General features: G+C 60.0%; 12 protein-coding genes. 5 read left to right on the top strand and 7 right to left on the bottom strand.

What is annotated here, in order from left to right:
- Window positions 1-55 precede the first annotated feature (55 nt).
- From ACOBR2_RS14155 to ACOBR2_RS14145, 3 genes are all read right to left on the bottom strand, one after another.
- The gene (locus ACOBR2_RS14155) at window positions 56-997 is read right to left on the bottom strand and encodes a diacylglycerol/lipid kinase family protein (protein ID WP_420236764.1); all 942 of its coding nucleotides are present in this window, start codon (window positions 995-997) and stop codon (window positions 56-58) included.
- A gap of 398 nt (window positions 998-1,395) precedes the next feature.
- Window positions 1,396-2,637, bottom strand: a complete 1,242-nt coding sequence (gene tyrS, locus ACOBR2_RS14150; protein ID WP_420236763.1) for a tyrosine--tRNA ligase — start codon at window positions 2,635-2,637, stop codon at window positions 1,396-1,398.
- Window positions 2,638-2,731: 94 nt separating this feature from the next.
- A complete protein-coding gene (locus tag ACOBR2_RS14145) occupies window positions 2,732-4,375 on the bottom strand; it encodes a methyl-accepting chemotaxis protein (protein ID WP_420236762.1) in 1,644 nt (547 codons plus the stop codon).
- Between the two features lie 202 nt (window positions 4,376-4,577).
- On the opposite strand from ACOBR2_RS14145, the gene alaC reads away from it, so the two are divergent.
- A complete protein-coding gene (gene alaC, locus ACOBR2_RS14140; RefSeq protein WP_420236761.1) occupies window positions 4,578-5,753 on the top strand; it encodes an alanine transaminase in 1,176 nt (391 codons plus the stop codon).
- A gap of 267 nt (window positions 5,754-6,020) precedes the next feature.
- Here alaC and phoU read toward each other — a convergent pair whose 3' ends face one another.
- The gene (gene phoU / locus ACOBR2_RS14135; RefSeq protein ID WP_420236760.1) at window positions 6,021-6,692 is read right to left on the bottom strand and encodes a phosphate signaling complex protein PhoU; all 672 of its coding nucleotides are present in this window, start codon (window positions 6,690-6,692) and stop codon (window positions 6,021-6,023) included.
- A 422-nt stretch (window positions 6,693-7,114) separates the two neighbouring features.
- On the opposite strand from phoU, the gene ACOBR2_RS14130 reads away from it, so the two are divergent.
- Complete coding sequence (locus ACOBR2_RS14130) at window positions 7,115-9,103, top strand: OPT family oligopeptide transporter (RefSeq protein ID WP_420236759.1); 1,989 nt, start codon at window positions 7,115-7,117, stop codon at window positions 9,101-9,103.
- Window positions 9,104-10,432 carry a hypothetical protein gene (locus ACOBR2_RS14125; RefSeq protein WP_420236758.1) on the top strand — a complete coding sequence of 443 codons (1,329 nt, stop codon included), beginning with the start codon at window positions 9,104-9,106 and terminating at the stop codon, window positions 10,430-10,432. It abuts the gene before it with no gap.
- 216 nt (window positions 10,433-10,648) lie between these two features.
- On the opposite strand, the gene ACOBR2_RS14120 is transcribed toward ACOBR2_RS14125, so the two are convergent.
- Window positions 10,649-11,683: a LacI family DNA-binding transcriptional regulator gene (locus ACOBR2_RS14120; RefSeq protein ID WP_420236757.1), complete on the bottom strand. Its 1,035-nt coding sequence runs from the start codon at window positions 11,681-11,683 to the stop codon at window positions 10,649-10,651.
- 415 nt (window positions 11,684-12,098) lie between these two features.
- Here ACOBR2_RS14120 and ACOBR2_RS14115 point away from each other — a divergent pair, with 415 nt between their 5' ends.
- Window positions 12,099-13,763: a fucose isomerase gene (locus ACOBR2_RS14115; RefSeq protein ID WP_420236756.1), complete on the top strand. Its 1,665-nt coding sequence runs from the start codon at window positions 12,099-12,101 to the stop codon at window positions 13,761-13,763.
- 340 nt (window positions 13,764-14,103) lie between these two features.
- On the opposite strand, the gene mdh is transcribed toward ACOBR2_RS14115, so the two are convergent.
- Window positions 14,104-15,030, bottom strand: coding sequence for a malate dehydrogenase (mdh, locus tag ACOBR2_RS14110; RefSeq protein WP_420236755.1), 927 nt, complete (start codon window positions 15,028-15,030; stop codon window positions 14,104-14,106).
- A 30-nt stretch (window positions 15,031-15,060) separates the two neighbouring features.
- Complete coding sequence (locus ACOBR2_RS14105; protein WP_420236754.1) at window positions 15,061-16,455, bottom strand: NADP-dependent isocitrate dehydrogenase; 1,395 nt, start codon at window positions 16,453-16,455, stop codon at window positions 15,061-15,063.
- Window positions 16,456-16,785: 330 nt separating this feature from the next.
- On the opposite strand from ACOBR2_RS14105, the gene ACOBR2_RS14100 reads away from it, so the two are divergent.
- Window positions 16,786-17,946 carry an acyltransferase family protein gene (locus ACOBR2_RS14100; RefSeq protein ID WP_420236753.1) on the top strand — a complete coding sequence of 387 codons (1,161 nt, stop codon included), beginning with the start codon at window positions 16,786-16,788 and terminating at the stop codon, window positions 17,944-17,946.
- The last annotated feature ends 65 nt before the right edge of the window (window positions 17,947-18,011 follow it).

Genomic DNA, 18,011 nt, shown 5'->3' with positions numbered 1-18,011 from the left:
ACACAACGGCCTCCATCGCAGCTGCGGCGGAGGCCATTGTGTTTTAAGGAGGACCCTATATCTTTCTCTCCGGCGGCACCAGCAGGGTGACGGCGTCGGGCACCACTTCCATGCGGATGGGAGGGCGGCCGAGTACTTCGCCGTCGGCCTCGGCCAGCAGCTGGGTGTGCGGATCGTCGGGCATGGCGCAGGCGGCGTGACTGGTTTCGAACAGGTCCACAATGCGCGAAAACCGATGGCGGCCGAGCACCGCTCCGGTGACAAACTTCAGATATTGCCAGCGGCTCTGGGTGGCAAAGGCCAGCATGCGCAGGGAATCGGAGTGCAGGCTGGCGCCGGGCACCAGCGCCCCCACCGCTCCGCCCAGCGAGCGGACGCGAATTACCAGCAGTTGTGAGACGCGGCGTGTGTAAGGGCGATCCTTGCCGAAGAGTGCCGCGAACATCGGGAAGTCGCCCCGCGCCCAGATGCGGAAGCCCTGAATCAGATAGAGCAGATAGCCGAGCCGCCGCTTGAGGCCCGCATCCATCGAGGCCATCAGAAGCGCGTCCGGGCCAATGCCGGCAGCCACCAGAAAGTAGCGCGACTGCTCCTGGCCCGCTTCGTCGCGATAGAAGATGCGACCGGCGGGAATCCGTACCGGCTCGGCCGTGAGCAGCTTTTTGGCCGCACGCACAGGCGAACCGGCCAAACCGAGCGCTGCTGCCAGCGCATTGGCTGTGCCGAAGGGAATGACGCCGAGGGCGGTCTGCGAACCGGCCAGCCCCTGCAATACGGCGTGCATGGTGCCGTCGCCGCCGCAGGCCAGCACCGTGTCATAGCCCTCGCGGACGGCCTGCTGCGCCAGTTCCGGGCCGCTGCCGGGGCCATCGGTTTCAAAAGGAGTAACCGTGAGGCCTGCCCCGCGTAACACTGCAAGCACACGCTCCAGAAGTTGTTTGCGTGCCGTTGAGTGCTGGCCAGAGATCGGGTTATAGATCAGTGCGACCCGTTGCATCGTGCCTGATTCCTGTCGAAAGAACTTCTCTCCACATTAGTCATAAAAAGAGCTGCATGGCGCTGGCGGAACGCCTTTTCACGGGATCTTCAAAAAGCAATTTTCCAGGAGGATCCTGACTGCGTTCAACAGGATAGACGACTAGAGCAAAATCAGGAAAGGTAGCCCCAGAAAAATCGTGCAAGGTTGCCGTTCCCTGATGGTCACGGCAACTTTGGAGCTGTGGCTTGCGGGTACAGCATCCCTGATTTTGTTATATCCCATAGGCGAAGTCTGCCTGCAAGCGCTTTTCCTGATTTTGCGGCGGAGGGGGCACGAAAGGGAAGGGAGGCGAAGGGATGGATCATCCTTCCCAGCGCCCAAAGGCGGGAGCTGGGAAGGATGAGGGTGTTTTGAAGCTATGCGAGGACGGCGATTTTGGCGCGTTTACCCATGCGCACATTCACCTTGGCCGGCAGCGAGGCTACGGAGAAGATGTTGCCCGCAGCGGTTTCGCCATCCAGCTTGACTGCCTTTTCGGCGATCTTGCGGTTGGCTTCAGCGCCGCTTGCGGCAAGCCCCAGAGCCACCAGCAGCTTGGGCAGACGGACTTCTCCTGGATTGGGTCCGGCAAGATCGGCGATGGAAAGATTGACCTCTTCCAGATTTTCAGCCGCTTCCTTCTGCTGGAACATCCTGGCCCAGTTTTCATCGGCCTCGGCGGCGGCTGTCTCGGAGTGGAAACCGGCGACGATGGTGCGGGCCAGCTGCTTTTTCACGGCCATCGGATGCAGTTTGCCCGCGGCTACGTCGGCCTTCATCGCATTCACTTCGCTCTGACGAAGATCAGTGAGGAAGACAAAATACTTCCACATCAGATCATCGTTGATGCTCATCAGCTTGCCGTACATTTCGCTGGCGGGCTCATTGATGCCGATGGCGTTGCCGAGCGACTTGGACATCTTCTGCACGCCGTCCAGGCCTTCCAGGATGGGCGTCATCAGCACGATCTGCGGCTTCTGGCCGTAGTGGCGCTGTAGTTCGCGGCCGCACAGCAGGTTGAACTTCTGATCGGTGCCGCCCAGCTCCACGTCGCACTCCAGGCAGACCGAGTCGTAGCCCTGCATGACGGGGTAGAGGAACTCGTGCAGGCTGATCGGCTGCTCGGCCTCATAGCGCTTGTGGAAGTCGTCACGCTCCAGCATCTGGCTCACCGTGAAGTGGGCTGAAAGGCGGATGATCTTTTCGTAGTCAATCTTGCCGAGCCACTCGCTGTTGTAGCGGACTTCGGTTTTGTCGGCGTCAAGAATTTTGAAGACCTGTTCCTTGTAGGTCTCGGCGTTCTTGTCGATCTGTTCGCGGGTGAGCGGCTTGCGCGTCACGTTGCGGCCGGTGGGGTCGCCAATCAGGCTGGTGAAGTCGCCCACCAAAAAAATAACGGTGTGGCCGAGCTGCTGAAAATGGCGCAGTTTGCGCATCAGCACGGTGTGGCCCAGGTGCAGGTCGGGCGAGGTCGGATCAAAACCGGCCTTGATCCGTAACGGACGGCCCGTCTTGCGGCTCTCCTCAAGCCGTTCACGCAGGTCACTGACGCGGATGATCTCAGCCGCACCCTTCTGCAGCAGGTCCAGCTGCTCATCGACAGGAAGAAACTCGCTCATGATCTTTCAAGTATAAATTCGCCCACCCCGCACGGCGAAAACAGAAACGGCTTCCCCCTGCGGAGAAGCCGTTTTTTTCTTGGAGTGAGTGTGCTTAAGCTGTGGCCGACCGGCTGGTTTTGAAGCGGCCAACCAGTTGTTTCAGGTCGCCTGTGAGTTGGGAGAGCTGCTGACAGGCTCCTGCCGACTCCTGTGCGGAGCTGGACGATTCGCGCACCATAGTGGCAATTAAACCCATGCTGGAGTTCATCTCGCGCGTGGTGGTGGCCTGTTCCGTAGCGGTGGCGGCAATCTGACTGATCATGTGCTCCACATCGCCGGCGCGGGAGGTGATCTGCGCAAGCGCCGTGCTGCACTGCTGCACCATTTCCATGCCGTGGTCCACCTTGCGCGTGCTCTGGTCCATTACTTCAACGGCCTGATGGGTGGTCTGTTGCACGCTGGAGATCATGGAACCAATCTCCTTGGTGGCCTGGGTGGTGCGGTCCGCAAGGCGGCGCACTTCGCCCGCCACTACGGCAAATCCGCGACCCTGTTCACCGGCGCGGGCAGCTTCGATGGTGGCATTGAGGGCCAGCAGGCTGGTCTGGCTGGCAATCTCGTTGATCACGGCCACGATGCGCCCAATCTGGTCGCTCGATTGATCCAGTTGCTGGATCGTTTCGGAGCTATGGCGGGCCGAGTCAGCAATCTCGCGCATGATGGCCACTGTGTTATCAACAATCCGGCTACCGCCTTGCGCTGCCTGGCCTGCCTCCTGCGCGGTAAGAGCCGCCTGTTCGCCATGCTGGCTGACTTCGGAGACGCTGAAGGCCATATTGTGCATGGCATCCGATACTTCGATTGCCTTGCTGTTTTGGCTCTGACTGGAGGTGGCAATGCTTTGTGCAGAACTAGCAATATACCCGACCGCTGCCGCGATCCGCTCGGTGTTATCGGCCACGTGCGCGATGATCTCTTCAACGCCCTCCAGAAATTTGTTGATCCAGTGACCAACCTCGCCCAGTTCGTCCTCGTGCACGATTTTGATGCGTTTGGTCAGGTCGCCCTCGCCCTCGGCCATGTCGCGCACATAGTCACGCACACGGTTCAGCCGACGCACGGTTTCAGTCACCACATACCACGACAAGGTCACACCAAAGCCCACGCCCAGCAGAATGGCCAGACCCAGGCTCCAGCACAGATGATGGAAAAGCGTGGTGGTCTCATCCTTCTGGCGGGCAAGATCTTCGGCGGCGCGTTTTTTTGAGGTGTCCAGCGGTTTGCGGATGCGGGCAAAAATTTCAAAACTCTTGCTGACCGAAAGCGCCTGCGCCTGATCTGGATGACCGCCATCAACCAGTTGCAACACATGGTGGTTCAGTTCTTTGTATTCGTCAAAGGCTATGCGGATGTCGTGGATGTCCTGCTTGCCCAAATCGGAGGCGATCGGTTCCCAATCGTCCAGCGCCGTATCAAAAGCCGTGGAATAGCCTTGTTGCTGGCGTTCAAATTCCTGCCGCTGTTGGTCGCCGGAGGCCAGAATTACGTTCTTCTGCATGCGGATGTAGTTGATCAGATTGACGTCAACCTCATCGGTGAGCCGTGCCCGCCCGGCGATGGGGCCAGCGATCTGGTCCATGCGGTCGCGCAGATCCGCGGCTTTCATCAGACCGAACAGGCCAATGCCTGTGGCTACAGCCGAAAGCAGCAGCACAGAGGCCATCAAGCGGTCGCGGATACTTTTCAAAATTGCCATCGTTACGTCCTTGCAGGCATTGACTTCAAGGTCTGGGCCGGTCATCGGCAAGGCAAGCAGGATCATGAAAATTTACGGACGGTTGAATGTACTTTGGAGAGCTCTATTTTCCCGCTCTGTAGGCTCGATGCGGCATCGGGAAACGGGCAACTTTGCCTCAGACAGTCGGCAAGCGTGAACTTTCTGTCTTAAACTGGTCGATATGGAAGAGTTCAGCCGCATCCAACGTCTGCCCCCCTACGTGTTCAACATCACCGGCGAGATGAAGATGGCCGCCCGCCGGCGCGGCGAAGATATTATCGACTTCGGGATGGGTAATCCCGATGGAGCCACCCCCAAACACATCGTTGAAAAGATGGTGGAGGCGGCGCTCAAGCCCGTCACCCACCGTTATTCGGTTTCGCGCGGCATTCCGCGTCTGCGCAAGGCCGTCTGCAACTGGTACAAGTCGCGCTATGACGTCGATCTGGACCCCGACACCGAGGCCATCGTCACCATCGGCTCCAAGGAGGGCATTGCCCACCTTTGTCTGGCCATTCTGGACTCGCGCGATACGGTTCTGGTGCCCAATCCCAGCTATCCCATCCATATCTACGGCCCGGTGATTGCCGGTGCGCACGTCGTCAGTGTGCCCATCGTAGATCGTGAGCAGTTCCTGCACGAGCTGGAAGACCTGATTCCGCGCATGGTGCCGCGGCCCAAGGCGCTCATCGTCAACTTCCCGTCAAATCCGACTACGGAGTGTGTGGAGCTGCCGTTTTTGGCTCGTCTGGTGGAGCTGGCCAAGGAATATGGCTTCTACCTGATTCACGACATTGCCTACGCCGACATCGCCTTCGACGGCTACAAGCCGCCCAGCGTGCTGCAGGTGCCCGGTGCCAAGGACGTGGCCGTTGAGTTCTTCACCCTTTCGAAGAGCTACAACATGCCCGGCTGGCGTGTGGGCTTCATGTGCGGCAACAAGACGCTGGTGGCCGCCCTTGGCCGCCTGAAGGGCTACTTCGACTACGGCACCTTTACGCCGATTCAGGTGGCTTCGATTCTGGCGCTCGAAGGTCCGCAGGATTGCGTCGCCGAAATTTGCGAAATCTATCGTAAGCGCCGCGATGTGCTCGTCGATGGTCTGAACAAGCTGGGATGGCCCGTCATCAGCCCCAAAGCCACCATGTTCGTCTGGGCCAAAATCCCCGAGCAGTACGCCAAATTGGGCTCGATGGAGTTCTCGAAACTCCTGCTGAACGAGGCCAAGACGGCCGTCAGCCCGGGCATCGGCTTTGGTGACTACGGCGATACCCACGTACGCTTCTCGCTGATCGAAAACGAGGAGAGAACCCGGCAGGCGCTGCGCGGCATCAAGGCCATGTTCGCCAAGGGGTAAGACGGCAGCTTCTAGCTTCCAGCTACTAGCTAGAAGCTAAAGGCTCATTCTGCTGACCGATGCTGTAGCGGCTTTTAGGCAAAATAAATAACCGGATGGCCCGGGTTCCTCGCATGTGTGGAACCCGGGCCATCCGGTATTTGAAAAGCATCTTTTTGCTGACAGCCAGCTGTCAGCTCATCCAGTCATGGACAGGACTTTGGCTAAATCGAGGAGTTTGGTTCCGGCAAAAAGAGCTGGAAGCTGGTGGCTAGAAGCTGTCTTCCGCTACTCGGCCATCAGGCTCAGCTGATGGCGCACATCGGCTCCGCGCACCCAGAAGATGACATCGGTGGCGATGTTGGCCGCATGGTCGGCAATGCGCTCCAGATTCTTGGCTACAAAAATTCCCTTCATGGCCTGCTGGGTATTCTGCGGCTGTTCCTGAATCATGCGGAGCAGGTCGTCGTGGGCCCGGTGATTCATGCGGTCGATTTCGTCGTCCATCTCAAGCACCGTATCGGCCAGCCGCGCATCGCCTTCCAGCAGCGCCTGCACCGCCGTGCGGATCATGCGGCCGGCGTACTCGCCCATGGACTCAAAGTCCACCGGTAGCGCAACATCCTCCAGCTCGATCAGCTCCTTGGTGCGCCGGGCCACGCCCATTGACTGGTCGCCAATCCGCTCCAGGTCGCCGTTGATCTTGATCACGGCCAGAATAAAGCGCAGATCCACAGCCATCGGCTGTTCCTTGGCGAGCAGTTCGTAGGCCATCTCGTCCAGCTCCCGCTGGGCCGTGTTGATGGCTGCCTCGTTCTGCTTGACGAACTTGCACAACCCCTTGTCGCGCTGCAGAAACGCGTCCACGGCCGATTCCACCCCTTGCTGGGCCAGGGCGGCCATGGCCATCATCTTGTCTTTTAGTTCAACCAGCTGCAGATGGAAGTGTATGCGAGGCAAGGCTCTTTCTCCTGAGCATCTATTGTGCACCAACCAGCGTTACAAGCATACAAAGAAGTTTAAAAACAGAGAACAGAGGCGGCGGGCAGCCAACAGCGGACGCTTATTGACTCGGCAAACAAATACCACGACACTTCGGGTGCCTCACCCTCGCCACGTCTTTGTTTTTGTGGCTAGGGTGGGGAAGCACGCAATACGCTTCATTTGCCAGATCAATCGCCGCCTGCATCTGACAGCAAGCGGTGAAAAGTATGCATAAAGCATGGGGAAAGGATGAAAGTACGAAAAAGTCCATATCTCCAGCTTTGGCACAAACCAACTGTCCTCTGTACTCTGCTCTCTGATTTAGACTGTGACAGTCCCGCGCACCCCGGCGTGGGCAGGCGCGACGCACTGAAAGCCGCGCCGTGATAGAGGAATCAATGAACGAACCCCATTCCGTCCTTCCCAACAATGCCTACCAACCACTTGCTCCAGGCGAAAGCTATCAGCCGCTGGTTCCGGCCAGCTCCGGCCAGCCCGAACTAACTCTGCGCGCCCTCTTTTGGGGTATGGTCTTCTGCGTTCTCTTCTCCGTGGCTTCGGCCTACTCGGCCCTCAAGGTCGGGCAGGGCATGGAAGCTGCCATTCCCATTTCCATCCTTGCCATCGGCTTGGCGCGGGTCTTCAAACGCCGTTCCACGGTGCTCGAAAACGTGATTGTGATCGGCATTGGCGCGGCCTCGGGCAGTGTGGCGGCGGGCGCAATTTTCACCCTGCCCGCGCTCTACATCTTGCAGCTCTCGCCGCATCCGTGGCAGACCATCCTCATTGGCCTGGCCGGCGGCTGTCTGGGCGTGCTCTTCCTCATTCCGCTGCGTCGCTATTTTGTGCGCGAAATGCATGGTCAGCTGCCCTTCCCGGAGGCCACTGCCATCACCGAAGTGCTGGTAACCGGCGAACGCGGCGGCTCGCAGGCCAGCTTGCTGATTCAGGCCACGGGCTTGGCCGCAGTCTTTGACTTTTTTGCTACCACCTTCCACGTCTGGAAGGAGTACGTTGACTTCCAGTTCATTCCCGCCGTGCGTACGCTGGCCGACAAGGGCCGCATGGTCTTCAGCTTTGACGCGCTGGGTTTCGTGCTCGGTCTGGGCTACGTGATGGGCCTGCGCGCTGCGTTGATGTTCTGCGCGGGTGGCGTGCTCACCAACTTTGTTCTCGTTCCGCTGATCTGGTTCTTCGGCAGCCATCTGGGGTCGCCGGTCTATCCCGGCGTCAAGCCGGTGGAGCTGATGAGCGCGCTCGAAATCTATCGCAACTACGTCCGCTTTATTGGCGTAGGTGCCATTGCCGCCGCTGGAATCTTCGGCGTGCTCAAGTCCATGCGCGTTATCCTCAACTCGCTTTCCATCGCCCTGCGCGCCTTCCGCCACGGCGAGGAGCCCACCAGCGACCGCACCGACCGCGATGTGCCGATGCTGCTGGTTCTGGTCGGCGTGGTCGTCTCGACGCTTGCTGTCGGCCTCTTTTTTGCCAGCTTCAAGGTAGCCTTGACCGCGCTGCTGGCGGGTTTGGCGCTGGTGCTGCTCTTCAGCTTCTTCTTTACCTCGGTGGCCGGCAACGCCATTGCCACCACGGCCAATAATCCTGCTTCGGGCATGACGATGCTCACCGTCATCGTCTCCTCCGTGGTGCTGCTCAACTTTGGCATCAGCGGCAACACCGGCATGTTCTTTGTGATGGCCATTGCCGGCATGGTCTGCACGGCGCTCTGCGTCTCGGGCCAGTTCATCACTGACCTGAAGGTGGGCTACTGGCTCGGCTCCACGCCGGCCGCGCAGCAGAAGGTCAAGTTTCTGGGCGTGATTACGGCGGCCATCGCCTCGGGCCTCACCATCATTCTGCTGGCGCACGCTTTCCAGTTTGGCGAGGCGACGCCGGGCGACGCGCGTCAGGTGCTGGCTGCCCCGCAGGCCTCCATCATGAAGGCGCTGGTGGTCAGCTTTCTCAGCCGTCAGCCGGTGGCCTATGTGCTCTTTGGCATCGGTGCTGTCATCTCGGTGATCATGGAGATGCTGGGCAAATCCTCGCTGGTCTTTGCCCTTGGTATGTATCTGCCGCTCAGCCTCACCTCGCCGGTGTTGGCGGGCGGTGTGCTTTCGCACTTTGTCAACAAAAAGTCGGAGAATACCGGTGGCGACGAGGGCCGCTCGATCCGCGAACGGGGCGTGATTCTGGCCAGCGGTCTAATGGCTGGTGGTGCGCTTGGTGGCGTGCTGGGCGCGGCTTTGCGGCTTATCCCCGGCTATCGTGAAGAGCTGATTCAGAGCCCGTTTTACGACAATGACCTCATCAGCCAGCCACTGGCCATCGTGCTTTTTGTTGGCCTCTGCCTCTACGTCTGGTACATCAGCCAGAAGAAGGAGAAGTAAATGGATCGAGCTGCAATTTTTACTGCCCATGCGATTCTGGCCATTGACACGCTGTGGGGCGGAGATGTGCTCTGCGCCTCTGGCACCGGCCGCTTTATCGCCGACTCCTGGTTCAGCGACGAGCCCTTGCCGGAAGCCTACACGCACCCGCTGGCTAAGCAGGTGCGCGAGCCCGGCGGCGTTTCCGCCAAGGAACTCGACCGCGAGGCCGTTGCTCAGTATTTGAAGCTTGTGGATCTGCCCACTGCGATTGCCGGATTGCGCAGCGAAGGCGCAAAGATTGGCGGCCAGCGCGGCGAGTATCTGGCCGGAATTGCGATCAGTGTTGAGGCCATGTACGATCTGGCGCTGGAAGTTCTGGGCCACGGCGCGGCCGTGCCTTACGAGCGCTCGGTGCTTGCCTCCACCGGATTGAAGCCTGAGCCCAGCCAGCCTGAGGCCAAGCGTGCCCGCGTGACTGAACTGCTGGCCAAGGCGGGTTACAAGCCCGAAGCCGGTCTGCTGGAAGCGGTGGACGCATGGCGTAACGCCCGCTATATTCCCATGGCCAGCGTGCGCGGTCTGGGTGCGGCCGTCATTGCCCACTTTGACCAGTTGAGCGCCAAGAATCTGCTGCCCTATCTGCCTGCGGAGTTCGCTCCCGTGCCGCGCGCCAACATTGGCTTTTTGCCCATTAAGGATGCGTGGTTTTCCGGCTCCATGAACTACCTGGGCCGCGCCCGCAAGGCCAGCGGCGAGCCCGAGTACGAAGCCACCTATGAGATCAATGCTTCGCTCTCGATTTCCTACCCCGAATTCGAGCAGTTGGTGAGCCACGAAGTGGTTCCTGGCCACGTGACCACCTTTGCCTACCTGCAGAATTTGTACTACCGCAAGCAGGCGGGCTTTGAGGCTTCGGTGCTCACCATGAACACGCGCGCCGCTACGCTCTTCGAGGGTATTGCCAACAACGCCATCCTGATCGCCCACGGCGTGACGGAAGTAGAGCAGCTGCCTGACGAAGATTTGCAGATTGGCGTCTTGCTGGCTCTGTTGCAGGACGACGCCAAGAACCAGTCCTCCTACCTGACTTGGGGCGAGGGCAAGCCGCAGCCGGAAGTGGCCGCCACCTTGCGCAAGGACTTCCTGGTCAGCCTCGAACGCTCCGACAAGCTCAGTGGTGCATGGGGCCGCCATCCGCTGCTGGGGCGTATGTATCTGCCTGCCTACCGTCGCGGCACCGACAAGGTGGCCGAGCTGCGCCGCAAGCATTCGGCAGAGAAGATTCTGCCCGCGCTTTATGGAGCCAAGGGGCTGGTGGACATCGTCACCATCGACAAGGTGTTGTAAGCGGAGTACACAGAAAAGGAAAACGCCGGGGCGCATGCTCCGGCGTTTTTTGTTGCGCGATTTTTCCGGGCCTGAAGGCCACGGCACCCTCCGATTCTCCCTCGGGCTTTTGTCGCGGAGGGAGGCGAGGGTTTTAACCCTCGTATGAAGTCGGAAAAATAAGCGCGGGCTTTAGCCCCGGGATTTTGGAGCCTATTCTGTTTTCCGGCGCAGTGCTTATTTCTTCTTGTTGTGCGCAGCTGCTCGCCGGGTGCTGGCGCGCGCCACCAGACGCGGCTCCAGCAGAATGGTGCGGGGCTTGGGCGGCGTCTTGGCTTCCAGCAGCGCAAGCACCAGCCGGGCTGTGTGCTCGCCTGCCTGCGTGGTCTGCTGGTCGATGGTGGAGAGCGGCACACGCAGCTCGTCGTTGTAATACAGATTGCCCGCGCCGATTACGGCCACGTCTTCCGGTACGCGCAGGCCAGCTTCCTGCAGGGCGTGAATCGCGCCGATGGCCATGGCGTCGTTGAAGGTGAAGATGCCGTCGGGCGGCGTCTTCACCTGGAGCAGACGGCGGGTGAGCGCTTCGCCCTGCGCGATGCCGTGGGCGTCGGCCAGTGACAGATCGCTGATGGAAGCCGCGTGCAGCTTCAGGCCGTGGGCGGCAATGGCCTTTCGGTAGCCGTCCACGCGGCCGCGCCCGCAGCTGGTGTCGGGCCCGCGAAGGTGGGCAATGCGCTTGCAGCCGATGGTGATCAGGTGGCTGGTGGCCAACTCGCCCACACGCTCATCGTCCACGCCCACGTAGTTGGCGTCGAGCATAGGAAAGCGCCGGTCAATGAGCACCAGCGGCAGGCCCTCGCTCTGCACGCGCTCAAGCGTTGCACTGTGGCTCAGCGCCGAGGCGATGATCAGTGCGTCCACCCTGCGGGCCAGCAGGCGCTCGATGGTGCGCTCCTCCAGAGCCGGATCCTCTTCCGTAGTGGAGATGGTCAGGCAATAGCCTTTTTTGAGCAGCGCCGCTGAGAGCGATTTGGCGATTTCTGCAAAGAAGGTGTGCAGCAGATCGGGTACCACCAGAGCCACCAGGTAGGTGCGCCCGGTTACCAGCGAACGCGCCGCCAGATTGGGCGTGTAGTTCATCTCGCGCACCTTGTCGAGCACGCGCTGACGGGTCTTTTCGCCAATGTCGGCGTGGTTGCGCAGGACTTTGGAGACCGTGATGATGGAAACGCCCAGCTCCCGGGCAATGTCCTTCATGGTAGTGGCCATCGGGGGATTCCTCGCGCAATTCGAAGGTGGAAGCGGTCTGCTCGACTGCTTCAGGGGATCATTCTACATGCCCTAGCTCTAGCGCTACAGTCAACGGCACAGTCAAGAGGGTGGAATCATGCAGTCTGAGGTGCGGAATTGGGGTGGAATTCGGCAGAAAAAGGCGCGGCTGTTGCATGTGCAGGAAAACGGAGTTTGATGAGGCTTTGTGCCGGAAGGCTGGATTTCTTCGCGTGCAGCAGCAAGGATTTGCGCTTGAAAAAAACTTTCTCTTGACGATTGTCCGAGTCAGGAGAGAAGATTTGGGCGAGATTACGGTAGCGCTAAAGTAAACGGATTTTTCCTGCTTCCCGCGCTACCCGGCCCATGTGGCCGAGCGCAGCTTTGATCGGGCGGAGCCCGAAGGAGAAACCTCATGGCAGCAACGTATGCACTTCCCCAGGTCGCCGCACCCCTCAGCTATGCGGCCAATGAAGTCTTTCTGGTCGCTTCGGGCGATCTTCGCCCCTCGGCCAACGAAGTTTGCTGGCCGGCGCAGGAGGCGATGGAAAAGCAATTGACCACGGCCTTTGCCGCCGAGGGAATCAAGCTGCGGCGCGCCCATCCCTATGACGCGGCGGGCAAGCATGGCTTCATCCAGAGCCAGCGCATGGGCATGAAGGTCTTTGAGTCCATTCCCAAAGATGCGCCCATCGTGGTGGCCGAGTCGGTCTGGCAGTACAGCGCGCATGTGCTGGCTGGCCTGCTCGAACACACCGGGCCGATCCTGACCGTGGCCAACTGGAGCGGGCAGTGGCCGGGGCTGGTGGGCATGCTGAACCTGAATGGCTGCCTGCGCAAGTATGGTGTGCAGTACACCTCGCTGTGGAGCAAGGATTTCACCGATCCGCTCTTCAAAAAAGGTCTGGGCGAGTGGATCAAAAACAAGAAATTTATCCACGATACATCGCATGTGCACGCCTTTGATGCGGCCAAAGTGCCTGCCGCTGAAAAGCAGTTGGGAGAAGCTCTGGCTGCCGAGCTGAAGGCAAAGAAGGCGATTCTGGCGGTCTTTGACGAAGGCTGCATGGGCATGGCCAACGCGATTATTGAAGATGGGCTGATGAATCCAGCCGGCATCTTCAAGGAGCGGCTGAGCCAGTCGGCGCTTTTTGCCGCCATGCGCGAAATTTCCGACGCCGAGGCGCAGAAGGTGCGCAACTGGCTGGATGCAGCCGGCCTGAAGTTCCTTACCGGGCCCAACGAAGAGACGGACCTGACCGACGCGCAGATTCTGCTGCAGTGCAAGATGTACATTGCTGCCCTGCGCATGGCCGACGCCTTCGGTTGCGACTGCATCGGCATTCAGTACCAGCAGGGCTTGAAGGATCTGGTTCCGGCCTCTGATCTGGTGGAGGGCCTGCTGAACAACGTGGAACGGCCTCCGGTGTTTTCAACGGATGGACGTGAGCTGTATGCGGGCAAACCGCTGCCCCACTTCAATGAAGTGGATGAGTGCGTGGGTGTGGATTCGATTGTGACCAACCGGGTGTGGACGGCCATGGGACTGGACCCCGCCACTACGCTGCACGATGTGCGCTGGGGTGAGTGGTACAAGGGCGCGGGAGCAGATGGCAAGCCGATCGACGATTTCATCTGGCTCTTCCAGATCTCAGGCGCGGTTCCGGCCTCGCATCTGAAGGGTGGCTACAAGGGCGCAGTCAGTGAGCGCCAACCCTCCATGTACTTCCGCATGGGCGGCGGCACGTTGAAGGGCGTCTGCAAGCCGGGCGAGCTGGTCTGGAGCCGCGTGTACGTGGAGGCGGGTGAACTGAAGGTGGATCTGGGCCGGGCTACGGTGGTGGATCTGCCCGAGGCCGAAACCAATCGCCGCTGGGCCCAGGTGACCACGCAGTGGCCGGTGCAGCATGTGCGTTTGCACGGCGTCACCCAGGATCAGTTCATGGCGAGGCATCCTTCCAATCACATTAGCGTGGCCTATGCGCCCACGGCCGAGGCGGCTGATCGTGCGCTGGCGGCCAAGGCTACCATGTTTCACGCCATGGGGCTCGCTGTGAGCTTCTGCGGCGTGAAAGTCTAAACCTCCTTCCGTCGTGTGAGCCCGCTTGCGCGTTGGATTTTCGCTTACCTCTCGTACTAAGCCAAGGAAGCCTGCATGGCCCTCTGGGTCAGACCGGCTTCCTTCTTTTTTGGGCTTTTCTTGATGCGTGCAGAAAGCGAGATTCAGGGGCGAGCTATCTTGCACAAAGCAACAAAAATGCGGCCCATGTGGGCCGCATTTTTGTTGGGTGTTCGTCTCCGCAGATTTATAGCATTTCTCCAATTGCTGTAGAGCGAAAGCTGGATGCCGAGTGGCTTTTTCCTTAAGAAAAAGCCACCTTGGACGCAATTCGACACTGCACGTGTATTGGAGAAATGCTCTAAAGGTCAAGCACCGCGCAGAGTTCCCGGACGGCGGCGGCACTCTTGTCGAGGGCCTCTTTTTCGTCGGGGTTCAGGCGGATTTCCACGATCTGCTCAATGCCGCCCGCGCCCAGCTTGCAGGGCACGCCAATGCAGTAGCCGCTGATGCCGTACTCGCCCTCCAGGTAGGCCGCGCAGGGCAGAATCTTCTTCTTGTCCTTGAGGATAGCTTCGGCCATTTCAACTGCGGCGGCCGAGGGAGCGTAGTAGGCGCTGCCCGTCTTCAGGTGTTTGACGATCTCGGCTCCGCCGTCGCGGGTGCGCTGTACAAGGGCGTCGATGCGCTCCTGCGGCAGCCACTCGGTGAGCGGAATGCCGGCTACCGTCGTATAGCGAACCAGCGGCACCATGGTGTCTCCATGGCCGCCCAGTACTGCGGCGTTCACGTTCTCCACGCTCACGTCCAGTTCCTGGGCGATGAAACTGCGGAAGCGGCCCGCGTCCAGCACGCCGGCCATGCCCAGCACGCGCTGGCGGTTGAAGCCGGACTTCTTGTATGCTGCCTGCACCATGGCGTCCAGCGGGTTCGAAACCACAATCAGGATGGACTCTGGCGAGTAGCGAACCACCTTTTCAACCACGTCGCTCATGATCTTGAAATTGGTTTGCAGCAGGTCATCGCGGCTCATGCCCGGTTTGCGCGGCAGGCCGGCGGTGATGATCACGATGTCGGAATTGGCGGTGTCGGCGTAGTCGTTGGTGCCGAGGATGCGCACGTCGGACTTCTGGATGGGAAGGGCTTGCAGCAGGTCGAGGGCCTTGCCTTGCGGCGGACCATCCACCACGTCGAGAAGGACCACGTCGGCCAATTCCTTGGCCATGATCCAGTGGGCAGCCGAGGAGCCGACGTTACCGGCTCCTATGATGCTGACCTTCTTGCGCATGTTGACCTCCGGGGAACGGGGTTGTGCGGGTTACATGTTGGCGATGATCCGGGTGGCGAACTCGCTGGTGCCCACCTTGGTGGCACCGGCCGTCTGCCGCTCGAAGTCGTACGTTACAAACTTCTGCAGGATGGTCTTTTCCATGGCAGTTTCGATCATGGAAGCGGCCTCTTTCCAGCCCAGGAACTCCAGCATCATCACGCCTGAAAGAATGACGCTGCCGGGGTTGATGACGTCCTTGTCGGCGTACTTGGGAGCGGTGCCGTGGGTGGCCTCAAAAACCGCGTAGCCGTCGCCGATGTTGGCGCCGGGCGCAATGCCGAGTCCACCCACCTGGGCCGCGGCGGCGTCGCTGATGTAGTCGCCGTTCAGGTTGGTGGTGGCCAGCACGCTGTAGTCCGACGGGCGGATGATGATCTGCTGGAAGATGGAGTCGGCAATGCGGTCATTGACCAGAATCTTCTTCTTCCACGCACCGTTGCCGTGGCTCTTGCCGATGGCCTCCAGCACCGCCTTGACCTCGGCGATCACCTGCTGTTTGAAGCTGTCGGGAGCAAACTCCATGCCCGGCTCGATCAGGAGGGCGTTTTCTTCCACCGTCAGATTCGGGTTGGCGTCCAGATTGCCGAGGATCCAGCTCTCGCGCTCGGTCACCGTCTCCTGGCGGAACTCCTCGCGGGCCACTTCATAGCCCCACTCGCGGAATGCGCCTTCGGTGAACTTCTGGATGTTGCCCTTGTGGACCAGCGTGACAGTTTTGCGGCCGCTCTCGATGGCGTGGCGGATGGCGTTGCGGACCAGGCGCTTGGTGCCGAAGATGGAGATCGGCTTGATGCCTACGCCGGAGTCGGCCCGCACCTTCTTCTTGTTGCCCATCTCGTTGTTCAGGAAGTCGATGAGCTTGGCGGCCTCGGCCGTGCCCTGCTTGAACTCGATGCCGGAGTATACGTCTTCGGTGTTCTCACGGAAGATGACGATGTTGACCTGCTCGGGATGCTTCACCGGGCTGGGCACGCCCTGGTAGTACTTGACCGGGCGAACGCAGGTGTACAGGTCCAGCAACTGGCGCAGCGCCACGTTCAGTGAGCGAATGCCCCCGCCTACCGGCGTGGTGAGCGGTCCCTTGATGGAGACGCGCAGATCCTTGGCCGCGGCAACTGTCTCATCGGGCAGCCAGGTGTTGAATTTGCGATAGGCTTTTTCGCCCGCATACACCTCGAACCAGCGGATGGCGCGCTTGCCGCCGTAGGCCTTTTCCACCGCCGCATCGAAGACGCGCTGGGCGGCCTTCCAGATGTCGCGGCCGGTGCCGTCGCCCTCGATGAAGGGAATGATCGGGTGATCGGGAACTTTGTACGCGCCGTTGGAATATTCGATGGGTTCGCCGTCTTTGGGCAGCGCCAGGCCGTTATAGGTTTCGAGCATGTGCTTCTGATCCTCTTCTTCTTAGTCGATTCGGTGGAGCAAAAATGGGTTCACAAAATCAGCCGAGCGAAACGGGCAAATTTCAAGTTGAGGCTACTCTCATAAATTAATGGAATCAATGGGGCTTCGGGCATTTTTCGGGATACTTACTCCGAAAGAGGACGAAAAACCGGCGCAAGTGGTCCTGAAACAGGAGACAGGCAGAGGCAGAGCTGAAGGCAATTGAAGCGGAAAAGCGGAAAAAGCGTGGACTTTACGCGGAACTGTTTTAGTATGGGCTCAAGTTTAGTTTGGGTTCAACTTATCTATCTATAAAAATAAGGATTTACCATGCCTGAAATCGCTGTGATCGATCGCCAGACCGAACCCCAGAACAACCTTTTGCGAACTTCCGCCCGCATTCCCTATCTGGATGGCCTGCGCGCCTATTCCGTCTTTACCGTGCTTATGGCGCACTCCGGGGGCAGAATGCACTGGATCGGTCAAGCCTGGGCCTTTCCACTGCGCCTTTTCTTTTGCTGCGCCGGCTTTGGGGTCAAGGTCTTTTTTGTCCTGAGCGGCTTTCTGATTACCACACTGCTGCTCAACGAACTGGAGGCAAAGGGCAGAATCTCGATTGCCGGATTTTACGCCCGCCGCGTAGCCCGCATCTTTCCGGCCTTCTATGCGTACTTCTTCTTCATTCTTTTGGCGGTGGTTTGGGGCTGCCATGCGGTCATCGATCCGGGATCGATTCTGGCCGCCGCCACCTACACATGGAACTACGGCTTTCTGTGGACCCATCCCACGGTTGCTGCCGGAGGAACCTTCGGGCATTTGTGGACGCTGGCGCTTGAAGAGCAGTTTTACCTCTTTTGGCCGGCCTGCCTGGTGCTGCTGGGAGCGCGCAAGGCCAAAACGCTGGTGGTAAGCGCGCTCTTCCTGCTGCCGTTGCTGCGTCTGGTCACGGATCTGCTTTGGCCGCACCTGCGGGGCTACGACGTGATCATGTTCCAGAGCGGGGCCGACCAGATTCTGTGGGGCGTGGCGGCGGCATTCGCCGCCCGTGGCCCGCTGCTGGAGTGGGTGCGCAGCAGTCGCTTCCGCAGGGCGATTCCCTGGCTGTGCGGCGGGGTGGTCTATGGGCTTAGCCCGTTGATGGGCTCGTTTTCCAAGGGGGCCAGCAGCATTGTGGGCATCGGCCTGGAGTGTGGCTCGGTGGCGCTCTTTCTGCTGTGGCTGCTGACCGGCGAAGGCGGCTGGCCGCGCCGGGTGCTGGAGTGGCCGTGGATGGTCCAGTTGGGGCTGCTCTCCTATAGCCTGTACATCTGGCAGCAGGTCTTCCTGCTCTGGGACGGATTTCCGCAGGTTCCGCTGCTGGCGCGCTGGGCGGCTCTGGGTTGCGCAGCGGTGGGCTGCTATTACGGGGTCGAGGTGCCCTTGCGGCGGCGGATCCGGGGCTGGCTGCAGCAGGCACCTCCTGCCCACGGATCGAATGGGTCCGGCATATAAATATCACTCCTGTTTGGGCACCTCTGCCGTCGGTGGGGGTGCTCTTTTTGTGTACGATCAATGGA

This window comes from Telmatobacter bradus, assembly GCF_048629425.1.
Lineage (GTDB): Bacteria > Acidobacteriota > Terriglobia > Terriglobales > Acidobacteriaceae > Telmatobacter > Telmatobacter bradus.
This window is presented reverse-complemented; position numbering and strand designations above follow the sequence as displayed.